We start from the raw sequence: 21,155 nt of genomic DNA, 5'->3' as shown, positions 1-21,155 counted from the left end.
TCAGAAGACGCCCACAATACAATTATTCTGCTTAATACTGATTTTTTACTTTCGAGATTAGGCGATCACCCATATGCTTCTATTGAAAAATTACATAAAATATATGCTTTTTTTACATAATACTTGTTCCTTTTTTTATTTGAGTGAGTAAGGATATTCTCAATTGAGGATATTCTCATGCTTTTATAGTTATTGCTTCCCTCCCTTTGTGGAGGGTTTTTTATGGGTATCAATCTGCTTGTGTTGTTTACACTCAAGCACTTTACTAATTTTGAACAAATAATACTTTAAGTCAAAGCCAATCGCCAGAACTGGTACAATCCGCTATCAACCAGCTAAATTTTGCACCATCAAATCACCTAAAACGTTGTTTGCCAAAAAGCAAACAAAATTTTTGAAATCAGCAATTAAAATGCAAAGCTTAAAATTACGATTTAGGTTTCTACTCCCAACAATTGCTTTAAGTGTCTGTTCTCATCCCCAAGTTGCTCAAGCTTCTGGGTTTGCCCTATCTGAACAAAGTGTGAAAGGTTTAGGTAATGCTTTTACTGGAGGAGCGGCAGCAGTAGATGATGCCAGTACAATCTTTTTCAATCCGGCAGGATTGACTGAATTAGAAGGTAGTTCTGTTCAAGGTGGTGCTTTCTATATTGCACCAACAGTCCGCTTTAAGAATCAAGGCTCATCATTATTTAATGGTACTCCCTTGTCTGGAGGTGAAGGTGGGGATGCAGGCGTAAACGCAGTAGTACCGAACTTATATGCAAACTGGAGTATTTCTGATCGCATTAAACTTGGTGTTGGTGTAAACGTGCCATTTGCACTGACAACAGAATATGAATCAAATTGGGTGGGACGTTATCAAGCAGTAAAATCCCAGCTTACAACTATTAATGTTAACCCAGCGATCGCAGCAAAGTTAACCGATCAACTTTCAATCGGTGCAGGCGTGAATCTACAATACGCTAATGCAGAACTTTCTAATGCGATTGATTTTGGATTAATTGGGCTGAGTGCTGGATTGCCAACACAACCCCAATCTGCCGATGGTTTTGTGACAGTGGAAGGTAACGATTGGAGCTTAGGCTATAACCTGGGTATTCTTTATAAACCTGACAAAAACACCCGGATTGGATTAGCGTATCGTTCTGCTATTACTCACCAACTTAGAGGAGAAGCAGATTTTACAGTTCCTACAGCTGCTGCCGCTCTTACCCAGCGTGGAGCATTCACAGATACAGATGCCAAAGCAGAATTAAAACTACCTGACACACTTTCTTTAAGTATCTATCAAAACGTTTCTCCCAAATTTGCCTTGATGGGAGATGTAACTTGGACAAACTGGAGCCGTTTTGATAAACTGCAAATCGACTATGATAACCCAGCCCAACCAAGTACAGTACAACCAGAGAATTGGCGAGATACGATCCGAGTCGGTTTGGGCTTCAACTATCAAGTTTTGGAGCAACTCACTTTACGGGTTGGGATTGCTTATGATCCTACTCCAGTTAAAGATGAGTATCGCACTGCCCGCATTCCAGATAGCGATCGCACTTGGTTAGCTGTGGGTGCCAGCTATCAACCTTCAGATTCTCTAAGTATAGATGTAGGCTATGCTCATTTGTTTGTTGATGATGGTTCAATTGAACAAGCAAGTAGAACTGAAGGAAGTCTCACAGGAAAGTACGAAAATCAAGTTGATATTGTAGGAGTGCAGTTAAACTGGAGTTTTTAACTTTGGTGTAATCACTCTGTCATATTCTTAAGGAGGGTAGAAGTCATTAGGATCTACCCCATCGGGAAATAAAAAAAATTCTTCACCTGAGCGCAATCCTTCATAGTAAAGTTGAATTGCTTTAGATAAGGTACAGAACTTGATTGGAACCCATCTGCTGTTGAATAAAAAGTAGACAACAACTCGGCTTGCTGTGTACTCATCCAACGGGAGTGGAAGTTGCCACGGTGATAACACTGTTTGCAGAAATTATAAGTTTTTGCTATGACTCTTAATCTATAATTCAGGGTAATAAGTATTTATAACACCCATCGCAAGTAAGGTTACCTTACCTTTCTTAAGTAGTAATTTATAGAAATATCTGCCAAATTTCCCTATTCTGGAGTCAATAATTCAAATATGCTGCTTACTTGAACTGTGAAGTAGTGAATGTTGATATAACTTCTTGTTGGAGTACATATATCAACTTACGTTCTACCCTAGAAAATATAGCTAGATTAAACTTTAACTTGGGGTAACTATGAAAGTTTTAGGGTTAGTTCTAGCTACAGCCCTGTTTATGCTAGTTAAACCCACTACGGCAGCCGAGTATCAAGGCAGAAATATAGATGGCAAAAAGCTCGCTGCCAAAGCTTACTATTACGCAACTGGTGGGGTTTACGACGTTCAGGTAAGGTTCAAGGATAATCGAGCCACAATCTATTTTGATGGTGGTTCGCAAACAACTATACGGTTGAAGCAGCGAGCGATCGCCGATCCAAAAAATATTGAAGGCTTTGGAAAATTAGGGCAGTTTCCCTTGGGTGGAATTTTTAGTATTGGTTTGGATCGTGACAACAATATAATTGGTAATCCTCAACTGGCTGACTCTCCCCTCGCAGGCTTGTGGAGAATTAGTTTAGACTCAAAAGATTTACAAAACTTCATTCGCAAGTAACAGAAGCCGTTCTACCTTGCTCCTCTGCCCCCTTGCCTCTGAGTACGCTTGCCCTCCACAAGCTGATCGCGTAAAAATAATAATTAAAATGCTGTAATTTCTCTTAACAATGGCGCAAGCACAGCTTTTACAACCTGTTCCTCCTGCTCAAGCAGATCCACACAAGCAGGGATATGATTATGATTTAGTTATAGTCGGCGGCGGAATCGCTGGCTTAACTCTCGCCTCAGCTTTGAAAGATTCCGGGTTAAGCGTGCTCTTAGTGGAGGCAAAAGTAGAATCAGCGGCGGTGTGCAAAGGACAAGCCTACGCCGTGCATATGCTCTCAGCGCTGATTTTTCAAGGAATAGGAGTTTGGGAAAAAATATTGCCCCAAATTGAAGTTTACCGTCGCGTTCGCCTTTCTGATGCCGACTACCCAGATGTGGTGGAGTTTGCAACAGCTGATATAGGTACTAAAGATTTGGGCTATGTGGCAGAACATCAAGCACTGTTGTATCCATTGCAGGAATTTGTTCAAAATTGCCCCAATGTCACCTATCTTTGCCCCGCAGAAGTAGTTAGTACCGATTACCAGCAAGATGCGGTAGCAATAGAAATTAAAGTGGCAGAACAATTGCAGACAATCAAGAGCAAATTACTCGTAGCTGCCGATGGTTCGCGATCGCGGATTCGTCAAGGAGCCGATATTAAAACTCGCGGCTGGAAATATTGGCAATCTTGTATTGTAGCATTTGTCAAACCAGAGAAATCTCACAACCACACAGCTTACGAAAAATTTTGGTCTAGTGGCCCTTTCGCAATTTTACCTTTGCCGGGAAACCGTTGCCGAATTGTCTGGACAGCCCCCCACCAAGAAGCCAAAGCTTTATGTGCTTTGGATGACGAAAAATTTTTAGGTGAATTAAGCCGTCGTTTTGGCAATCAAATGGGCAAGCTGGAATTACTGGGCGATCGCTTTATTTTTCAGGTGCAACTCATGCAAAGCGATCGTTATGCCCGACATCGACTGGCTTTAGTTGGTGATGCAGCACACAATTGTCATCCGGTTGGCGGACAAGGTTTGAATTTAGGCATTCGAGATGTAGCAGCTTTGGCTCAGGTAATCCAAGAAGCACACCAAGTCGGTGAAGATATTGGCTCTCTGAAGGTACTCAAACGCTATGAACGCTGGCGCAAGCGGGAAAACTTGGTTATTTTAGGTTTTACTGACTTGCTAGATCGAATGTTCTCCAATCATTTCTTGCCTTTAGTATTAGTTCGTCGCTTGGGTTTATGGATGATGCAGCGATTACCTTTGCTCAAGGTATTTACTCTCAAGTTAATGATTGGCTTGAAGGGGAAGACTCCTAAAATAGCCCAGCAATATTCACTATTTAGGGAAGTATCTCAGTGAAAACTATTGGGTTAGTTGGCGGCGTCAGTTGGGAATCGTCTGCCGAATACTATCGCCTGATCAACCAGGAAGTAAAAGCAAAGTTGGGTGTTGAACACTCTGCTGAACTTTTAATGTATAGCCTAAACTTTCATCCCATCATTCAACTTGAACATGAGGAAAGATGGGATGATATAGCAGATTTACTGATAAATGTTGTTCAAAAGATTGAGCAAGCAGGAGCAGATTTTTTCCTAATAGCTTCTAATACATTGCACAAGGTAGCATCAGCAGTACAAAATAATGTTGGAATTCCCTTAGTACACATTGCAGATGCTACGGCTGAAAAGATTGTAGAGTCAGGTGTTTCTTCTGTAGGACTGCTCGGTACACGCTTCGTGATGGAGCAAGACTTTTACAAGGAACGTTTTGCATCCTATGGCATTAGTGTAGTAGTTCCTAGTCCTGAGTCAATGAATTATATTCATCACGTCATCTATAAAGAACTTTGCTTAGGAAAGATACGTGAAACTTCTCGACAAAAGCTGTTGAGTATTATTGACAATTTGCAGGAGGCAGGAGCAACAGCGATTGTCTTGGGTAATACAGAACTGCCACTCTTAATTCGTCCACAAGATACGATCGCAAAATTATTTGACACTATGTTACTTCACGTCCAGAAAGCAGTAGCTATGGCACTGGAAGTTACTTAATCTAATATTGCACAATTATGATTTCCCAATCAATAAAATGGCTATTTCTAATTTTCTGGCAAAGCCATTACAAAAACCTCAGGGCTTTTTTGGCTGTCTTATAATGGCAAGCCCTAAAGGAATTTATTAATAATTTTTGTACTCCTTTAAATCCTATCTTTTTAGTAGCTTTTTATATTTGTATAATCTTAGTGAACTAAGCAAAGCTAACAAATATATCCTAAGGATGATGCTGAAGTACAAATCAAGAGTAACAATTAGGAGATTAAGTATAAATGCTTAAATAAATTTGAATTTTACATATTCTGACTAATAATCCAAAATCCATTGGCAAAATAAGTTATCTCTTTCACTAGTTAATGCTAGAGTGGCAAGAAATTCTTGTGAAACTTTCAGCGGGTATCAATGCTGAAGAACCTACAGAAAAAACAAATATCTCTCATTGTGGGTGCAGGACTATGTGCCTTTTTAGCTGGAGCAGTAGCTTCAGTTCCTGGAATGGGGCAATATATGGGTCAATGGCTCAAAAATTTCAAAAATGAGCCTCAGCAACTCACAGAAGCAAACAAAGCCAAGTCATCGGTTTTCCCATTGGTACTGCAATCCCCTCAAGAACGAGCGGCAAAGCTAGAGGAACTAGCTAAAGGTTTTCCATCAGCTGATCGGAATCGCGCTCGTTATTTGTTGGCAAGTGACTTAATAGAAGCCAAAGAAGCTAAACAAGCACTCTCTTTGCTGGAAGGTTTAGAAAATGACTATCCAGTGCTTGCACCCTACATCCTACTAAAAGCTGCCCAGGCATATGACATTTTAGGAGAAGAAGGCAAGGCTTCAGATAATCGACAAGCGGTGTTAAAACGCTATCCCGAACACCCAGCTGCTGCCAAAGCTTTATACTTAATTGGACTGGACGAATACCAACAAAAAGCGATCGCTGAATTTCCTTCTAATCCTCTGACTTGGGATATTGTTCGCAACCGACTTCAAGAAAATCCCAATCAGCCGGAGTTGAAATATATTTTGGCAAAATACGCTTACGATCAACCAGGCATTCTTCCCGTGCTGGATCAACTTGTCAAAAATGGAACTCTCAAACCAGAACAGTGGGAAATTATTGCTACAGGCTACTGGGAAAACAATCAATTTACTAAAGCTGCCAATGCCTATGCCAGAGCAGTTGTGACTCCGCGTAATCTCTACCGCAAAGCACGAGGTTTGCAAATTGGTGGTAAACAAGAACAGGCGATCGCTACTTATCAACAACTGATCAGTACTTTTCCAGAGGCAAGCGAAACTGGCACCGCACTACTGCGTTTGGCACAAATGTCAAAAATCCGTAAAAACGCTTTGCCCTATTTAGATCGGGTAATCAATCAATTCCCTGAGTATGCTGGCGAAGCGCTCTTAGCAAAAGCCAATATTTTGCAAGCTCAAAACGATACGCAAGGAGCAAATCAAGCGCTGGAACTGCTAGTTAATAAGTACAGCAACACTGAGCAAGCAGCAGAATATCGTTGGAAAATAGCACAACAGAAAGCCAAAGCCTCAGACTATCAAGGAGCATGGCAATGGGCGCAACCAATTCCAATCAACAATCCTGACAGTATTTTGGCTCCCAGAGCAGGCTTTTGGCTTGGTAAATGGGCAATGAAAGCAGGAAAAGTGCAGGAAGCAAAACAAGCTTATGAGTATGTAATGAGCGAGTTTCCCTACTCTTACTATGCATGGCGATCGGCTGTAACTCTAGGACTGAATGTTGGCAATTTTAACAACCTACGTCAATTACAACCACAAGTAGTTCCCCTGGTGCGCCCTGTTCCTCCCGCAGGCTCTGAAACTTTTAAAGAATTATATTTGCTAGCTCAAGATCGTGATGCGTGGTTGCAATGGCAAACCGAATTTCAAAACAAAATGCAGTCTACGGTAGCAGAGCAATTCACCGAAGGATTGATGCGACTAACAAGGGGAGAAAACATCATTGGTATTGATAAAATTTCTAAATTGGAAGACCGAGAAAAACCAGAAGAACAATCTGAGTATGAGGCTTTGAGCAAACAGGTTATCTACTGGCAAGCTCGATATCCCTTTCCCTACCTCAAAGAAATTGAATATTGGTCGCAAAAACGCCAGCTCAATCCCTTACTGGTAACAGCCTTAATTCGTCAAGAATCAAGGTTTGAGCCAAAAATCAAATCTGTTGCCAATGCTACTGGCTTAATGCAGGTATTGCCGAGTACAGCCAAATGGATTGCTCCTCAACTCAAGGAAAATAACAAAAATATCGACCTTGAAGATCCTAACGATAACATTATGCTAGGCACTTGGTATTTGGATCACACCCATCAACAGTATGGGAATAACTCACTGCTCGCGATCGCTAGTTACAATGCCGGGCCTGGTAATGTTGCTAAGTGGTTACAAACTTTACCTAGAGAAGATACAGACGAATTTGTGGAAAACATACCCTTTGATGAAACAAGGAACTATGTGCGTCAAGTTTTTGGAAATTACTGGAATTATCTGCGACTTTATAACCCCGAAATTTCCCGCTTAGTAGGACAATATTCAGCCAAACACCCACAATTACCACAGCAGTAAACTAGGAACTAGGGGCTAGGGACTAGGGACTAGGAATTTTAGGGTTTGGAAAATTCCAATCCAAAATTTTATTGCCCTATTCTGAGTTCTTGATAAATTACCTAAAAAGAGTAATGACTCAGGTTGTAATTGTTGGGGCTGGGCCGACTGGTGCAACACTTGCACTCCTTCTGGTACAACGCGGTATCTCAGTAAAATTGATTGAAGCATCCCGTAACTTCCGTCGAGTTTTTCGTGGTGAAGGGTTAATGCCTAGCGGGCTGGATGCTCTTGAGCAGATGGGATTGTTGTCTGTAGTAGAACGCATCCCCCATCGCTCCTTGGATGCCTGGGAATTTCTCATTGATGGGCGATCGCTATTTAGAGTTGATGAGCCTATAGAACCTGGTGGTAAACCATGCACTCTCGTTTCTCAGCCAGCCTTGCTCGAAGCATTGATTGACGAGGCAAGCAGTTATCCAAATTTTGAGTTTTTACAGGGTGTGACTGTACAGGATTTACTGTGGAGCGAACAACGGGTTTGTGGGGTGAAACTAGGCGATGAACGCTCTTTTGACGCCGAACTAGTTGTTGGAGCAGATGGCCGTAATTCCATTGTGCGGCAGCGAGCAAACTTGTCCATAGAGCAACAGTCTCAAAGCTTTGATATTCTTTGGTTTAAATTAGCGGATAGCCCACGTTTTGAAGCTGAAAATGTCTTTTATTCTATCTTGCACAGTCGCCACGGATTTGGGTTGTTTCGTTCTTCAGAAGGAAATCTCCAGTTAGGTTGGGCGCTCCATGAAGATGATTCTATTGACTGGAAACAAGTCGATTGGTCAAAGATGCTTGCAGAAGCATCACCTCCGTGGTTAGCAGAACATTTGCGGCAAAATGCACAAACCATCGAGCGACCAGTTTTATTATCCGTTGTAGTTGGGCGCTGTCGGCGTTGGTATGCACCAGGTTTACTGCTTATAGGCGATGCTGCTCACCCCATGTCACCAATCCGTGCTCAAGGCATCAATATGGCTTTACGAGATGTCATTGTTGCCGCAAATCATTTGGTTCCCCTATTGCATGAGGAATCGGGACACGTGACAATTGATGAGGCATTGCCACAGATTCAAGCCGAACGGGAGCCAGAAATTATTCGAGCACAGCAACTTCAAAGCCAAGAAGCGGCTCAGGCTCAATTACTAAGTAAAAGCGCACTTGTACGATGGGCAGCACGTCAGCTAGCTCCCTTAATCCGTAAGGGTGTTCGACAGTCTTGGCTGCAACGACAGCGAGAATTGCGCCAAGGGGTGACACAGGTACAATTAACTGTTTAAATCTTGCACCAGTAGCAAATACCGTCTGAGAATAAATTCTCAAACCTCATAGCCGAAGTCCTCTTCATGGAACTAGATTTTTACTTTTATTAGCGATCGCAGTCCACTTGAGTGGACTTGAACTATAAGCCAAAAAATAAATTTCTTGGTAGGCTAGGGTGCTAATTGAGAATTGTGCTGTTAGTTTTAACGGACTGAAAAATTTCTGGGTAGCTACTTGCCTAGATAAAATAGTTAACAAATGATGCTCGCTAGTTGACTCATGACGCCTTCACAAGAAGTAGACACTGCAACTGCTCCCGATCTTGACCTCGAAAAATACGATCAACCAGAAAGCAATCGTCTGGATGAGTTACCGGGCGAGGTCGAAATGAGCCTTTTTGAACACCTAGAGGAGTTACGGCAGCGGATTTTTTATGCGCTAATCGCCGTTGCAATCGGCGTTATCGGTTGCTTTATCGCTGTCAAGCCGATTGTTCAGTTGCTGGAAGTACCAGCCCAAGGAGTAAAATTTCTCCAACTTGCACCAGGAGAATACTTCTTTGTCTCTTTAAAAGTAGCTGGTTACAGTGGCTTGCTTGTTTCCAGTCCTTTCGTGCTTTACCAAATTATTCAATTTGTTCTGCCAGGATTAACTCGTCGAGAACGGCGCTTGCTAGCCCCGATTGTTTTGGGATCGAGTGTATTGTTTGCAGCAGGATTGGCTTTTGCCTACTATCTGTTAATTCCAGCTGCTTTAAAATTCTTTATCAGCTACGGTGCAGATGTTGTAGAACAGTTGTGGTCAATTGATAAATATTTTGAATTTGTTTTGCTGTTACTATTCAGTACAGGTTTAGCATTCCAAATACCAGTGATCCAGCTTTTATTAGGTGCTTTGGGAATAGTCTCTTCAGAAACAATGCTTTCTGGCTGGCGTTACGTGACTTTAGGGGCAGTTATTTTGGGTGCAGTCCTTACACCTTCTGTTGACCCCCTGACTCAAACTCTTCTAGCTGGAGCCGTTTTAGGGCTTTACTTTGGCGGTATTGGTTTAGTTAAGCTTGTTGGTAAATAAGCTAAGTAATTTGAGAGTCTGGAATGGCACCTATTACTTATGATGATTTTGAAAAACTAGAAATTCGTGTTGGTAAAGTCATCAAAGTAGAAGATTTTCCTAAAGCGCGAAAACCAGCTTACAAATTGTGGATAGATTTTGGTAATTTGGGAGTCAAAAAATCTAGCGCTCAAATTACCAAACTTTACCAAAAAGAGGATTTATTAGATAGCTTAATATTAGCTGTTACCAACTTTCCAACCCGACAAATCGCTGATTTTATGTCTGAAGTGCTTGTTTTGGGTGTGGTGCTAGAAGATGGAGAAGTTGTGTTAATTCAGCCAGAGCGAAATGTACCTTTAGGGAAAAGAGTTTCATAACATTTCTGCGGTTTGCAAACATCCTATATCCAACTGGGTGAGTGTGAAATAAGCCTTTAGACAGATGGAGTCACCTGCTATAACCAGTTTTTAGAAAGATGAACTTGCGCCCATGCTCCCTTTAGACTGTTGCAAGAACAGTAAATGATAAGGAGTAAAACATATGTCTGAGCAAGAAAAAGGTAAAGAAACTACACCCAGCACCTCAGGTGGCTACCAAACACCCATTGAAGAAGATATCCGTAAGACAGGTACAGCCGCCCAAGATGATGCTAAGAATTCTGCCAAGCCAGAATCACCTGGTGAAGATACAGTAGCAGGTAGCCCTAATCAAGGAACTGAATCGCGTTAATTTTGTTGCGACGCTAATAATTAAAACAATTTTACGGGGTTGCCCAGGTATTTTAAGTACGACAATAACGGGTGGATTTGTTTCAAAACTGTCCACTCGATTTTTATTTTGATATTTTGAAATTCTCGTAGAGGCGCGTACACCCAGGCTTTCCCGGAGATTAATTTCGCGTCTCTACATCCTTTTTAACCAGATCTCTGCCGAAGTTACGCCGGATAAATGCGCAAGCGTCGATTTGGTTCTTCCCCAAAGCTATGAGACTTCAGGCGATAGTGTTCGACTAACTCATGCTGCATTTTCCGTACTTGGGGCGATCGCGGCAGTAATTCCACAGGTTGTCCTTTGGGGATAACGATATTTTCAACCGCCAGTCTAGCTTCTTCTAGGGCGTCAATCTCATCATCGCTAGCGCTGTGAAGAAATAGTTGCAGTTCGCGATCATCGGTAATTTCTGGCTCGTCAATGTTCAGCAGCCGCCGTAAGCCACGGGTAATTTGCGGTATTGTGCTGGATTTAATCATGTGAATAGGCACTTGTCTGGCTCTGGCCATTTGCCTTAATTTGGCATGATTTTTGACATGCGATCGCAATGCCAAAATTGCATCAGCACTATCAATGTCTTTTGTCAAGACCACTGGTAAATTTAATACCTGAATTACCTGCTCTAATTGAGAGCGACTAACACCGTAGGGGTAAACGTGCAATGGCAAATCTTCGCCATTTGGCCCGGAGTGTCTGGTATCGGCAAAATCAAAGCTATCAGTATAATCGAGAGATTCATTTAGCAAGCGGTCAAACTCGCTTCGCCCTGAAAGCTTTTCTCGCTCCGGTGTCACTGGTGGCAAAGGCACCATTTGTCCAGAGGCACGCCAACCGTTAGCCTGTCGTGCTGGTACGACCGATTCCTCCGCACCAAGGGAGTGGGAACGACCATTAATCGCGGTTAGCTGACGTGTGATGTTGACTTTGCCATTTTCATCTACGGTTCTCACTTGTGGAGTTGGCTGACGTCCCCTCAAGAGACTATCAACAGTGTCAGCAACACTTTCATGAACTACCCAGCGTTGCCGTTCCATCATTTCCACGGCAATTTCAAAAGTGGGGGGTGCTTTACGTTCTAGAACGGTTTTTTGACTACCTCGTCGTCTGGCTTCTTCGTCTCCCAGTGTCACAGCTTGAATCCCACCAACTAAATCGGACAGAGTAGGATTTTTGATCAAGTTTTCGATTTGATTTCCGTGAGCAGTACCTACTAGTTGTACGCCGCGTTCAGCTATGGTACGGGCTGCCAATGCTTCTAGTTCCGTGCCAATCTCATCAATGACGATTACTTCTGGCATATGGTTTTCCACTGCCTCAATCATTACCTGATGTTGCAGTTCTGGATGAGCAACTTGCATTCGTCTTGCCTTGCCAATTGCTGGGTGAGGAACATCACCATCACCAGCGATTTCGTTGGAGGTATCAATAATTACGACTCGCTTATGCAATTCATCCGCTAAAACACGAGCGATTTCCCGTAAAGCTGTGGTTTTACCCACACCTGGGCGTCCTAGCATCAAAATTGATTTGCCTGTCTCCACTAAATCGCGGATCATGCCGATAGTCCCGAAAACTGCCCGGCCGACACGACAGGTTAAGCCTATAATCTTACCATTGCGGTTACGGATGGCGCTGATTCTATGCAGAGTTTGCTCTATTCCTGCTCGATTATCTCCGCCAAAGGTTCCCACTCGTTGAATGCAGTCGTCGATTTGTTCTTGGGTAACAGGCTTGTCGCTCAAATATTCAGCTTGATGGGGGAAGCGAGCCTCTGGGCGACGACCCAGATCCAAGACCACTTCAACTAAACTATCTCTTTGGGGATGCTTCTCTAATATTTGCCGCAGGTCTTGGGGCAAAATATCTAACAACTTTTGGAGATCGTCTGTAATCGTCATGCTTCCTATGGTGACGTTTTTAGAGATAGCGAAAGTTTGTACTTCGCTCTTAATGTGACTTGAGCTGGGAAACTAGAGAATGGGCAAGCCCTACAGCCTGCCAGAGCAATTCTGGTTTTTCTTCTAGGCCGACAGTTCCTATGGCATCGGAGCCATTCACCTCCCTTGTTTCTAACTGCTCGATAATTGGTGACAGCAATACACGGGCGTAGCTTCCGTAAGCAACTCCAGAAATGAAAGACACGGAGAGGGAAAGACGCGGTGACACGGAGAAGGAATTTGAGAGAGAATTCCCCGCGTCCCCGCGTCCCTGTGTCCCCGTGTCCTTTTGATTGCACAGCAACCCCATTGCCTTTAACTTGGCGACAGTATAACTGTTAGTGCCACCTGCTAACTGTATGTATCCTGGTAATTTTGCTGCCAAAACTTTTTGCCCTAATTTCACGGCGGCGAGAGTAGTTCCATCGCCAATATCACCACTCATCGGACGACCGTCGGTTTGCCAAATTAAGGCACTTTTGAGTGGCTTAATTTCGTCGTAAAGAGCATGAAGGTAATCAATCAGACCTTCACCATCGGGACAACTAATCGCTACTAATTTTAGCCGCTCAACCCACGGTAAAATAGCTTGCCACAATCGCCGAAATTCCGTTAAACGACCTACTTGAGTATGAATTTCTACGGCATCTACCCCAGATGAGAGGATCGATGGTGCGATCGCCCCTGGTGTTGAAACATGAGATCGTGTATAAATTATCTCATATGGACAGGCTGATATGCAACGACCGCAACCGTAACATTTTTCGGTTATGACTCCTGAAAAGTCATTTTTTATACCGCTAAATGTAATTGCCTGTGCTGGACAGATTTTTTCGCAAGGTCGCTGACAGTTTGGAGGACAGTTTATAGAATCGAATTCTGCTTTGCGAAAATGCGGATCTTCACCATCATTGAGGCTGACCATCAAAAATGGTAATTTCCCTCTTTTACCAAAGCCTCGCTCCTGTGCTTGTTGAGCAAGATTAGCAGCAACTTTTAGGGCTGATTGAGCAGCAGCAATCACAGCTGGGTCGGCAGCAACATCTATACAGTCAGCACCAGCCAATGTGTAGGCTAATGTTAAACTTCTGACTGCGGGTAGGTGCTGGAAGCTGGCTCCGCAAATGAGCTTGAACCAGTGACCTTGTTTTAGAGACACTAAAGGGTGAAACAGTTCAGTCACATTATCTATTATGCTATGTGACAGAAAAATATTGCAGGCAACTGCTCAATTTGATTGCGATTTCTCTATGGAAATTTGGACAGCAAATTTTGTTGTTTGCCTGAGTGAAAATATGAAAGTTAGCTTTTGTTGATGTTTTTGCGCCAAAATGTGGTATGCAAAAATTTGGGACAAGGGCATCAACGCCGCACCTAATTTGATCCTGCTTTCACCAGTCAAAAATACCCTTGGAAGAGAGAAAATTGATGCCTTGGAGCGTCTTTGGCTTTGCTGGGTATCACCCCGCAGTATTCGGTGAGGTTAGGGAGCACTAAGTTAAGCTTGATCGGACTAAGGGTACTTCAATAAGCCTGATGTTTACCTACCATTTAGGTGCTACAGCAAGCAAGTCTAGAATGGATTTTCGTTCTAAAGCCGGAGAAAACAAATACCCTTGAGCAAAATCACAATTTAAATTTTTGAGCTGGGCTAACTGTTGTTGGGTTTCAACACCTTCAGCATTGGCTCTCATACCCATAGAATGAGCAATGCCAATCATTGCTGGTACTAATCCCATACTCTGTTGATTTTCTTGCATATACTTGACGAAAGATTTATCAATTTTGAGGGAATTTAATGGAAAGCTATGTAAGTAACTCAAAGAGGAATAACCAGTACCAAAATCATCCATGACTAACTTGATATTTCGCTCCTTAATATTCTGAAGAATAGTTTTAATAGTTTCATTGTTATCCATCAGGACACTTTCTGTAATTTCTAACTCTAAGTTGGCAGGATTGATATTGATATCATCAAGAATTTGGTCAATTTTTGCAATTAAGTCAGGTGTCGAAAATAAACGGGGTGAAAGATTAACACTAATAGTTAAAGAAGTTTGGGTTGATAGATGATTTTGTAAAAGATATAAAGTTTCGCAAGCTGATTTTAATACCCAGATATTAATAGCATTAATCAAACCTGTTTCTTCTGCTACAGGAATAAAGGTGGTGGGGTAAACCAATCCCCTTTTTGGATGTTGCCAACGGACAAGCGCTTCAAGCCCGGCAATAGTACCTGTTGCTAAAGAAATGATTGGTTGATAATAGACAACAAATTCTTGACGTTCTACTGCTCTTCTCAAGTCATTTTCTAGCTCTAAAAGCTGAATTACTTCTTGATGCATTTCTGGATTAAAAACATGATATCTTGCTTTACCAAAAGCCTTTGCACGATACATAGCTGTGTCAGCATCTCTGAGTAAATACTCTGGTTTTTCATAATTAATCTGACCCCAATTAATACCAATACTCGCATTAATAAATACTTCGTATCTAGATAGTTTAAAAGGCAGTGATAGTTTATGAAGAATATTTTCGGCTACCTCAATAGCCATATGAATATCTGTAATGTTTTCTAAGAGAATAGCAAATTCATCACCACCAAATCGCGCTAAGGTATCAAACGGGCTTAAAGATGCCTGCAAGCGGCGAGCAATGGCGATAAGTAGTTCATCTCCTACTAAATGTCCGAGGGAATCATTTACGACTTTGAAGCGATCGCAATCCAAAAATAATACAGCAAAGTGATAATCTGATTCCAATTTAGCGCGGTTAAGTGCTTGTTCTAAGCGTTTGAGAAATAAAACTCGGTTTGGTAAACCAGTAAGAGAGTCATGCAATGCCATATCCAACAATTTACTTTGAAGTTGCTGGCGCTGATTCATTTCTTGTTGTAGTTTATGTAGAGCTTTTTCTAGCTGGTAAGTACGTTCTTTTACCCTTTTTTCTAATTCAGCGTTTAGTTGTAATATTTCTGTTTGCGCCATCTTCAGTGCTAGTTGATTTTCTACACGCACCAAAACTTCTGCAAATTCAAACGGTTTGGTAATGTAGTCTACTCCTCCCACCAGAAAAGCTTTTACTTTATCAAAAACATCGTCTAATGCACTAATAAATATTATGGGAATAGTAGCAGTTAACTTCCATGCTTTTAAACGCTGACAAATTTCATAGCCATCAACCTCCGGCATCATGATATCGAGTAGAATTAAGTCTGGCAATAAAGTTTGACAAGCGGTTAAAGCCATCTGCCAGTTGAGAGCTTTGCGAACGTTATACCCTTCTTTAGTTAGGAATGAAGACAAAACTCGCAAATTGTCTGGCATATCATCAATGATCAAAATATCTTTTTTAGTCAAGTTTATGCGTTCGTAATTCATTCTGCATTTGCTCTAGTTAATTCCATAATTTTCTCAAACTGATAGTTATTAGCTAAATCGCTCAAAATCTGCACAAGTGGGGCTTTATCTTGAGGAACTTGCTTGAGTAAATCTAAAATCAACTCATCGCTACAACTGGCAGCAGCATGATGAATTTGGGCTATCCACTGAGGTGAAAACTGTAACAATTGTGATGCAACCTCAGCATAGGTTAGAGTTGGCTGCATTTGGTTTGCGATCGCTTCTGTCTTTTGGTTAGTGAATTTATCTGTGTATTGTACCCCCAAGTATTTGCTCAATTTTTCCAACAAGACTTCTATTGAAAATGGTTTGCCAATAAAATCATCACAGTCTGTAGACAAAATTTTCTGGTGTTCTTCCTCAAAAACGTTAGCACTCAAAGCAATCATGATGGTACGGCTTCTAGACGCAAACGGATTTTCCCCAGCTCTTGGTGTCCCCAGCTCTTGGTGTCCCCACCTCTTTGTTTCCCTGGCTCGAATGATTCTAATTGCTTCATAGCCATCCATTACAGGCATCCGCATATCCATTAGAATTAAATGTGGTTGCCATGATTCCCAAACAGAGATAGCATCCCCACCATTCGTGGCTTCTTTGACAGTAAAGCCGATGGATGAAAGTAATTTCATTAGGAATAGACGACTTTCTAGGTGATCGTCAACTATTAAGATGCGGTATTTACCTTGGCTGTGTGCCAAACCTGTATTTTGATGTTGAAATTTTTTTGTCGAAATCTCGCTGCAATCACTTAGATTGATTTGAATATCAAAAGTAAATTTACTACCCACATCAACTGTGCTACTAACATCAAGGTTGCCTCCCATCAGTTGCACGTAGTTTTGACTAATTGCCAAACCTAGCCCAGTTCCCTGCTGGGCTTTCCTCCCATTTTCTGTTTGCCCAAAAGGTTTAAACAGTAAGTGAATTTCTTCTGGAGAAATACCAGAGCCAGTATCAGTTACCTCAAAAATCAAAAATTGGGTATCGGGAATTAGGCATTGAGGATCAGGTATTGGATAACAATAGTAAGGGAATAAAGAGGATTGATCAGCAGCTTCTTGCCTCTTTTCTACGCCAGATGGAATAACCGAGGAGCCAGTGCATTGATGAACCAGCACTGCGGCAGGGTTTCTCTTTGCAGCAATGCTCTCAACATACTGGCTTCCTTGTGTATCCACATTAGTTAATGCCAGTTGCTTTAAGTCGGCACTAGATGCGTATCGACTACCTTTCGGGTAGCCGACGGCAGACGCTACAACGGGAGACTGCGAGAGGTTTTGCGTAGATGCACTCTGCGTTGATTCTTGTAGAGTATGGAGAAAGTCTCCACTTAGGCTTCTCTTTGGTAAGCATTGCTTCCCTGATGCACTGGCTCCTTGATGTCGAGAAAAATTTACTTTCAAAAGCCTTTCCTGTGGCAGGGTTTCCCTCCCCAGTACTGCTTCACCACCACACTGACTCCTCCCCTTGTCTTCTTTTTTATCCCTAGTTCCGATAGTTACCCGTAGCTTCACACTACCAATGTCAGTAAATTTAATCGCATTTCCCAAGAGGTTGAGTAATACTTGCCGTAATTTATGAGAATCAGTTTTGATGTAGCGGGGTAAATTAGGCGCGTATTCAAATACTAATTTTAATCCTTTAGCAGTAGCACGCAAGCCTAACGTCTGTTTAAGGTTTTCTAGTAGAAGAATTAAGTCGAAGCTTGACAAATTTAATGTGGTTTTACCAGCCTCAATTTTAGATATTTCCAGGATATCGTTGATGACATGAAGCAAATGCTCCCCAGCACTATTAACAATTGCTAAATTTTGTTGGTTTTCAACAGTTAAAGTCTTGTCATAGCTCATCATTTGAGTAAAGCCAAGGATAGCGTTGAGGGGAGTACGCAATTCGTGGCTCATGTTTGCGAGAAATTGACTTTTAGCTTGGTTTGCCTGCTCGGCGACTTTTTGTCCTTGTTTGGCTATTTCTTGAGATTTAATCAGTTCTTTTTGGGAAGTTTGCAGTTGCTTGATGATTTGCAAAAGTTCGCTAGTACGTTTTTTGATGGGAGTTTTTAAGGTTGGATTGTATTCTGCCAGTAATTTTTGTGTTTGTTTGCGTTGACTAATATCGACAAAAGTGGCGATCGCAAAGATAATCTTACCGAATTTGTCGTAAATTACCTTCCCTGAAGCTTCAAGACAAATAATTTTGTCTGAATAACGAATTTCCATATAGTCAACAGTGACGTTTTCACCGTGCATTGCTCTCAATACAGGGAGGCGATCGCTTGGGTATAGTTGATCTGTTCTGGCAAGATAAACTTGATGCACTTGTATGATTTCTTCAATTGTGGCTGCATATACAACAGACTGACCAAAAATCTGCTTCACAACTTCATTGATGTAACTAATTTTACCACTGGCTTCCACGATAATCACACCCATTGGTATAGCTTCTAGAAATTGAGTCAATCGACTCTCACTTTTAGAGAACACTTTATTTAAGACTTTCAACTCAGTATTTTTCGCTCTGAGTTTAGTAAAGTATTTGTGCAGTTGCTTAACCATACCATTAACTGATTTGGCAACTTCTGCGAGTTCTTTAAAACCATTGATTTTTACATTCTCATTCCATTTACCCTCAGCAAGTTTCTTAGTAGATTTGTTAAGTAGCAAAATTTGGTTAAATATCCAGCGAGTAGTGAAAATGCTGAATAGGGTGAATATTAAAAAAGATACTATACACACTAGGTCAGTAGTACGTATATTAGCTTGAATTTTTTCTGTAAACTCATTTTCAGGTATGACTACAACAATTAATAAATCTAAGCCAATCTCGCTATACCAGGGTTTTACATACACATAACAATTTGCTTGTTTGCTGGAAGATATTAGCTTTTTTTGCTCTATAAAAAAATTGAAACTACTATATTGTTGGATTAAATATTGCTTTGTCTGTTGAATGAGAGAGTCTTTGCTATTAAATGTTGAGAAGTATTTTGGCTGATTCTCAATCATAGGGTAAGATTCCCCAGAAGAAGCAACTATTAACCCATTCCACTCTAAAATAATAATTACACCCGATCTGGCAAGTTTTAATTGCCCTAAAAATTTATCAATTTGCGAAAAATTAATATTAGCTTCCAGCACTCCTATTAGTTTGCTATTAGAGTCATACACTGGATAGTTATTAGATATTGATAAAACTGGTTTATTCTTCCATTGATAATTTTTACTCCACACCGATTTTCCTGCTTTGACTGAATTTGCGTACAAAACTTCTTTTGTTAACGAGTTAACTTTTACTGTCGCAGGCAACTTGACACAATTTTCGTGCCTATCAGTTATATAAGTAACTTGCTTAAAGAATCTAGTCTTACTTACAGAAGCAAAAGTTTGTTGAATTATAAACTTATCACGTTCTAATCTTTCCACACCAACAAATTCCCACTTCGAGTTAGAAAAGCTAATGTAGCCAACATCAAACACTTGCATTTGTTTCCAAAAGTAATGCCCGGTTGTTTTTAAGTCAGCTACGTCTAGTAAGCCTAGCTGGATTGCATCTAAGTTAATTTGATTAATTTGCTGCGGAAGTTTTAAGTACCTATCGAGATACTGTTCGACGTGATCACAAACTTCATTTTCTAAATGACTAGCAAACTCTCTTATCGTTTCCTGTCCATTTCTAAACGAAACAAATCCTACAAGTCCAACTGCACCACAGATTTGTAGTGTAAAAGACGTAAACAAAATAGTTGCAAGGGGCAACTTATTATAAAATTTGCTACATATCCTTTTAAGCTCTGTAACCACTGGAAATTTTAATAACATTTACACTTAATATTCTCTTTGGTGCTAAATTTATTACTTATGGATGTCTTAGCTAATTAATTTACGTATATTTGTTATATTCTGCCGTTTAAAACAGTAACCAAATTTTAACCAATGTATAAATTAACTCTAGTATACTTAATTTAATTTGGTTTTTATTATTACTACAGCAACAGTATTTAAATTTTAAACTTTGTTATAACACTTAGGTAGGCTAAATTTGATTTGGTATTTTTTATAAGTATTTTGTAATATTTAGCAACATAATTTAATATTTTGTAATAAATTTAGTTTTAATATCGATTCAAAAAATGTTTGCAACACATCCTGATGTAGAGACGTGCCATGGTACGTCTCTACAATGTTTATTTGTCACATTCTTTTTTCAAATTGGTATAACTTTAAAAAATAATTAGAATACTTCGCTCTATTTTATTAAGTTCAAAACTTGTAATTTAATCCACAATAGATTCTTATGATGTTGTTTGCTCACACAAAAATATACAAGTCCATACTCAAAAAATATGGGCCATAGCTATTAGTTATTAACTTCATATCTATTGCTATAGATAAAAAATATAAATTTAACTACTAATTAATGCTCCAGCATCTTCATCAATAAATAATGTTGCTTGAGGTTGTTTACGAAGAATCGAGGCTGGACAATCCGTACCAATATCACCTTGTAACATCTGTTTTACAATCTTGGCTTTGTGTGTTCCTGTTGTTATACAAATAATTTTTCGTGCTGTACAAATCATCGGAACAGTTATAGTAAAAGCATACTTAGGAACACTTTCTAAGTTAGGAAAATGACCTTGATTCACTTGTTGCTGATGATTAACTTTATCTAATTTCACCAATTTTATCTTGAAAGGATCTTGGAAGTTTGCTACTGATGGTTCGTTAAAAGCAAGATGTCCATTTTCTCCCACACCTAAGCAACATAAATCAATGGGTTGTGCTTGCAATAATTTAGAATAGCGATCGCATTCCATTAAAGGTTCTAATGTATCACCGTTTATATAGTGAAAGTTCTTAGGTTTTACTACTTTTTCGACACGTTCTTGTAGATAATATCGAAAACTAGCAGGATGCTCTGTAGAAATTCCTAGATATTCATCTAAATGAAAACAAGTAATTTTTGACCAATCAATCCCACCCAATGTCGTCAAATTTTCAAGAAATTTGATTTGAGAATTGCCTGTTGCTAGTACTACAGCAGCACTACCATGCTGCTGGAGAACACTCTGTAAATAATTGCGTGCGATTTTTGCTACATTCTGTGCTAATTCAGTTTCACAGTTATAAATCTGAACATCTAGATCGTTGACGCGAAACAATTTTTTGGCAACTGACATCTGATTTCTACAGAAAAGTTTGATACTAAAAAACGTATATGAGCAGACAAAATTATCTGCTTCTACAAGTATTAGTGCTTGTAGTTTATCTTCACTCAGAACCTTAATTATAGTTTTTTTGCCTTCATCAATGCAGAAACAATTACTAAGGAGACAA

Annotated in this window: 14 protein-coding genes; 9 read left to right on the top strand and 5 right to left on the bottom strand. The window is 40.5% G+C overall.

Translation table 11 applies throughout. The features are described from left to right. The first annotated feature begins 412 nt into the window (after positions 1-412). The 9 genes from QUB80_RS20290 to QUB80_RS20250 all read left to right on the top strand — a co-directional run bounded on the left by QUB80_RS20290 (position 413) and on the right by QUB80_RS20250 (position 10,439). A complete protein-coding gene (locus QUB80_RS20290; RefSeq protein ID WP_289791322.1) occupies positions 413-1,735 on the top strand; it encodes an OmpP1/FadL family transporter in 1,323 nt (440 codons plus the stop codon). A 520-nt stretch (positions 1,736-2,255) separates the two neighbouring features. Next, positions 2,256-2,672: a hypothetical protein gene (locus QUB80_RS20285; RefSeq protein WP_289791321.1), complete on the top strand. Its 417-nt coding sequence runs from the start codon at positions 2,256-2,258 to the stop codon at positions 2,670-2,672. A gap of 109 nt (positions 2,673-2,781) precedes the next feature. Continuing rightward, entirely contained in the window at positions 2,782-4,068 is a 1,287-nt protein-coding gene (locus QUB80_RS20280) for an FAD-dependent hydroxylase (protein WP_289791320.1), read from the top strand. Continuing rightward, positions 4,065-4,760: an aspartate/glutamate racemase family protein gene (locus QUB80_RS20275; protein WP_289791319.1), complete on the top strand. Its 696-nt coding sequence runs from the start codon at positions 4,065-4,067 to the stop codon at positions 4,758-4,760. The genes QUB80_RS20280 and QUB80_RS20275 overlap by 4 nt, the downstream gene beginning before the upstream one ends. Positions 4,761-5,165: 405 nt before the next feature. Continuing rightward, on the top strand, positions 5,166-7,358 hold the full coding sequence (locus tag QUB80_RS20270; RefSeq protein WP_289791318.1) for a lytic transglycosylase domain-containing protein: 2,193 nt from the start codon (positions 5,166-5,168) through the stop codon (positions 7,356-7,358). Positions 7,359-7,471: 113 nt separating this feature from the next. Next, positions 7,472-8,671, top strand: coding sequence for an FAD-dependent monooxygenase (locus QUB80_RS20265; RefSeq protein WP_289791317.1), 1,200 nt, complete (start codon positions 7,472-7,474; stop codon positions 8,669-8,671). A 262-nt stretch (positions 8,672-8,933) separates the two neighbouring features. Next, positions 8,934-9,728, top strand: coding sequence for a twin-arginine translocase subunit TatC (gene tatC, locus QUB80_RS20260; RefSeq protein ID WP_289791316.1), 795 nt, complete (start codon positions 8,934-8,936; stop codon positions 9,726-9,728). Positions 9,729-9,751: 23 nt separating this feature from the next. Next, entirely contained in the window at positions 9,752-10,087 is a 336-nt protein-coding gene (locus QUB80_RS20255; protein WP_289791315.1) for a tRNA-binding protein, read from the top strand. Positions 10,088-10,250: 163 nt separating this feature from the next. Beyond that, complete coding sequence (locus tag QUB80_RS20250; RefSeq protein WP_289791314.1) at positions 10,251-10,439, top strand: hypothetical protein; 189 nt, start codon at positions 10,251-10,253, stop codon at positions 10,437-10,439. 206 nt (positions 10,440-10,645) lie between these two features. Here QUB80_RS20250 and QUB80_RS20245 read toward each other — a convergent pair whose 3' ends face one another. The 5 genes from QUB80_RS20245 to QUB80_RS20225 all read right to left on the bottom strand — a co-directional run bounded on the left by QUB80_RS20245 (position 10,646) and on the right by QUB80_RS20225 (position 20,998). Then, a complete protein-coding gene (locus QUB80_RS20245) occupies positions 10,646-12,379 on the bottom strand; it encodes a R3H domain-containing nucleic acid-binding protein (protein ID WP_289791313.1) in 1,734 nt (577 codons plus the stop codon). A gap of 49 nt (positions 12,380-12,428) precedes the next feature. Then, positions 12,429-13,601 (bottom strand): circadian clock protein LdpA, encoded by a 1,173-nt coding sequence (ldpA, locus tag QUB80_RS20240; RefSeq protein WP_289791312.1) that lies wholly within the window; start codon positions 13,599-13,601, stop codon positions 12,429-12,431. A gap of 361 nt (positions 13,602-13,962) precedes the next feature. Then, positions 13,963-15,798 carry a GGDEF/EAL domain-containing response regulator gene (locus QUB80_RS20235; protein ID WP_289791311.1) on the bottom strand — a complete coding sequence of 612 codons (1,836 nt, stop codon included), beginning with the start codon at positions 15,796-15,798 and terminating at the stop codon, positions 13,963-13,965. Beyond that, the gene (locus QUB80_RS20230; protein WP_289791310.1) at positions 15,795-19,637 is read right to left on the bottom strand and encodes an ATP-binding protein; all 3,843 of its coding nucleotides are present in this window, start codon (positions 19,635-19,637) and stop codon (positions 15,795-15,797) included. The genes QUB80_RS20235 and QUB80_RS20230 overlap by 4 nt, the downstream gene beginning before the upstream one ends. A gap of 584 nt (positions 19,638-20,221) precedes the next feature. Then, on the bottom strand, positions 20,222-20,998 hold the full coding sequence (locus tag QUB80_RS20225) for a glucosamine-6-phosphate deaminase (RefSeq protein WP_289791309.1): 777 nt from the start codon (positions 20,996-20,998) through the stop codon (positions 20,222-20,224). Positions 20,999-21,155 lie beyond the last annotated feature (157 nt).

Origin of the sequence: Chlorogloeopsis sp. ULAP01 (genome assembly GCF_030381805.1) — a bacterium.
Taxonomy (GTDB): domain Bacteria; phylum Cyanobacteriota; class Cyanobacteriia; order Cyanobacteriales; family Nostocaceae; genus Chlorogloeopsis.
The sequence above is the reverse complement of the archived record's forward strand: the minus strand, read 5'-3'. Positions and strand labels throughout refer to the sequence as shown.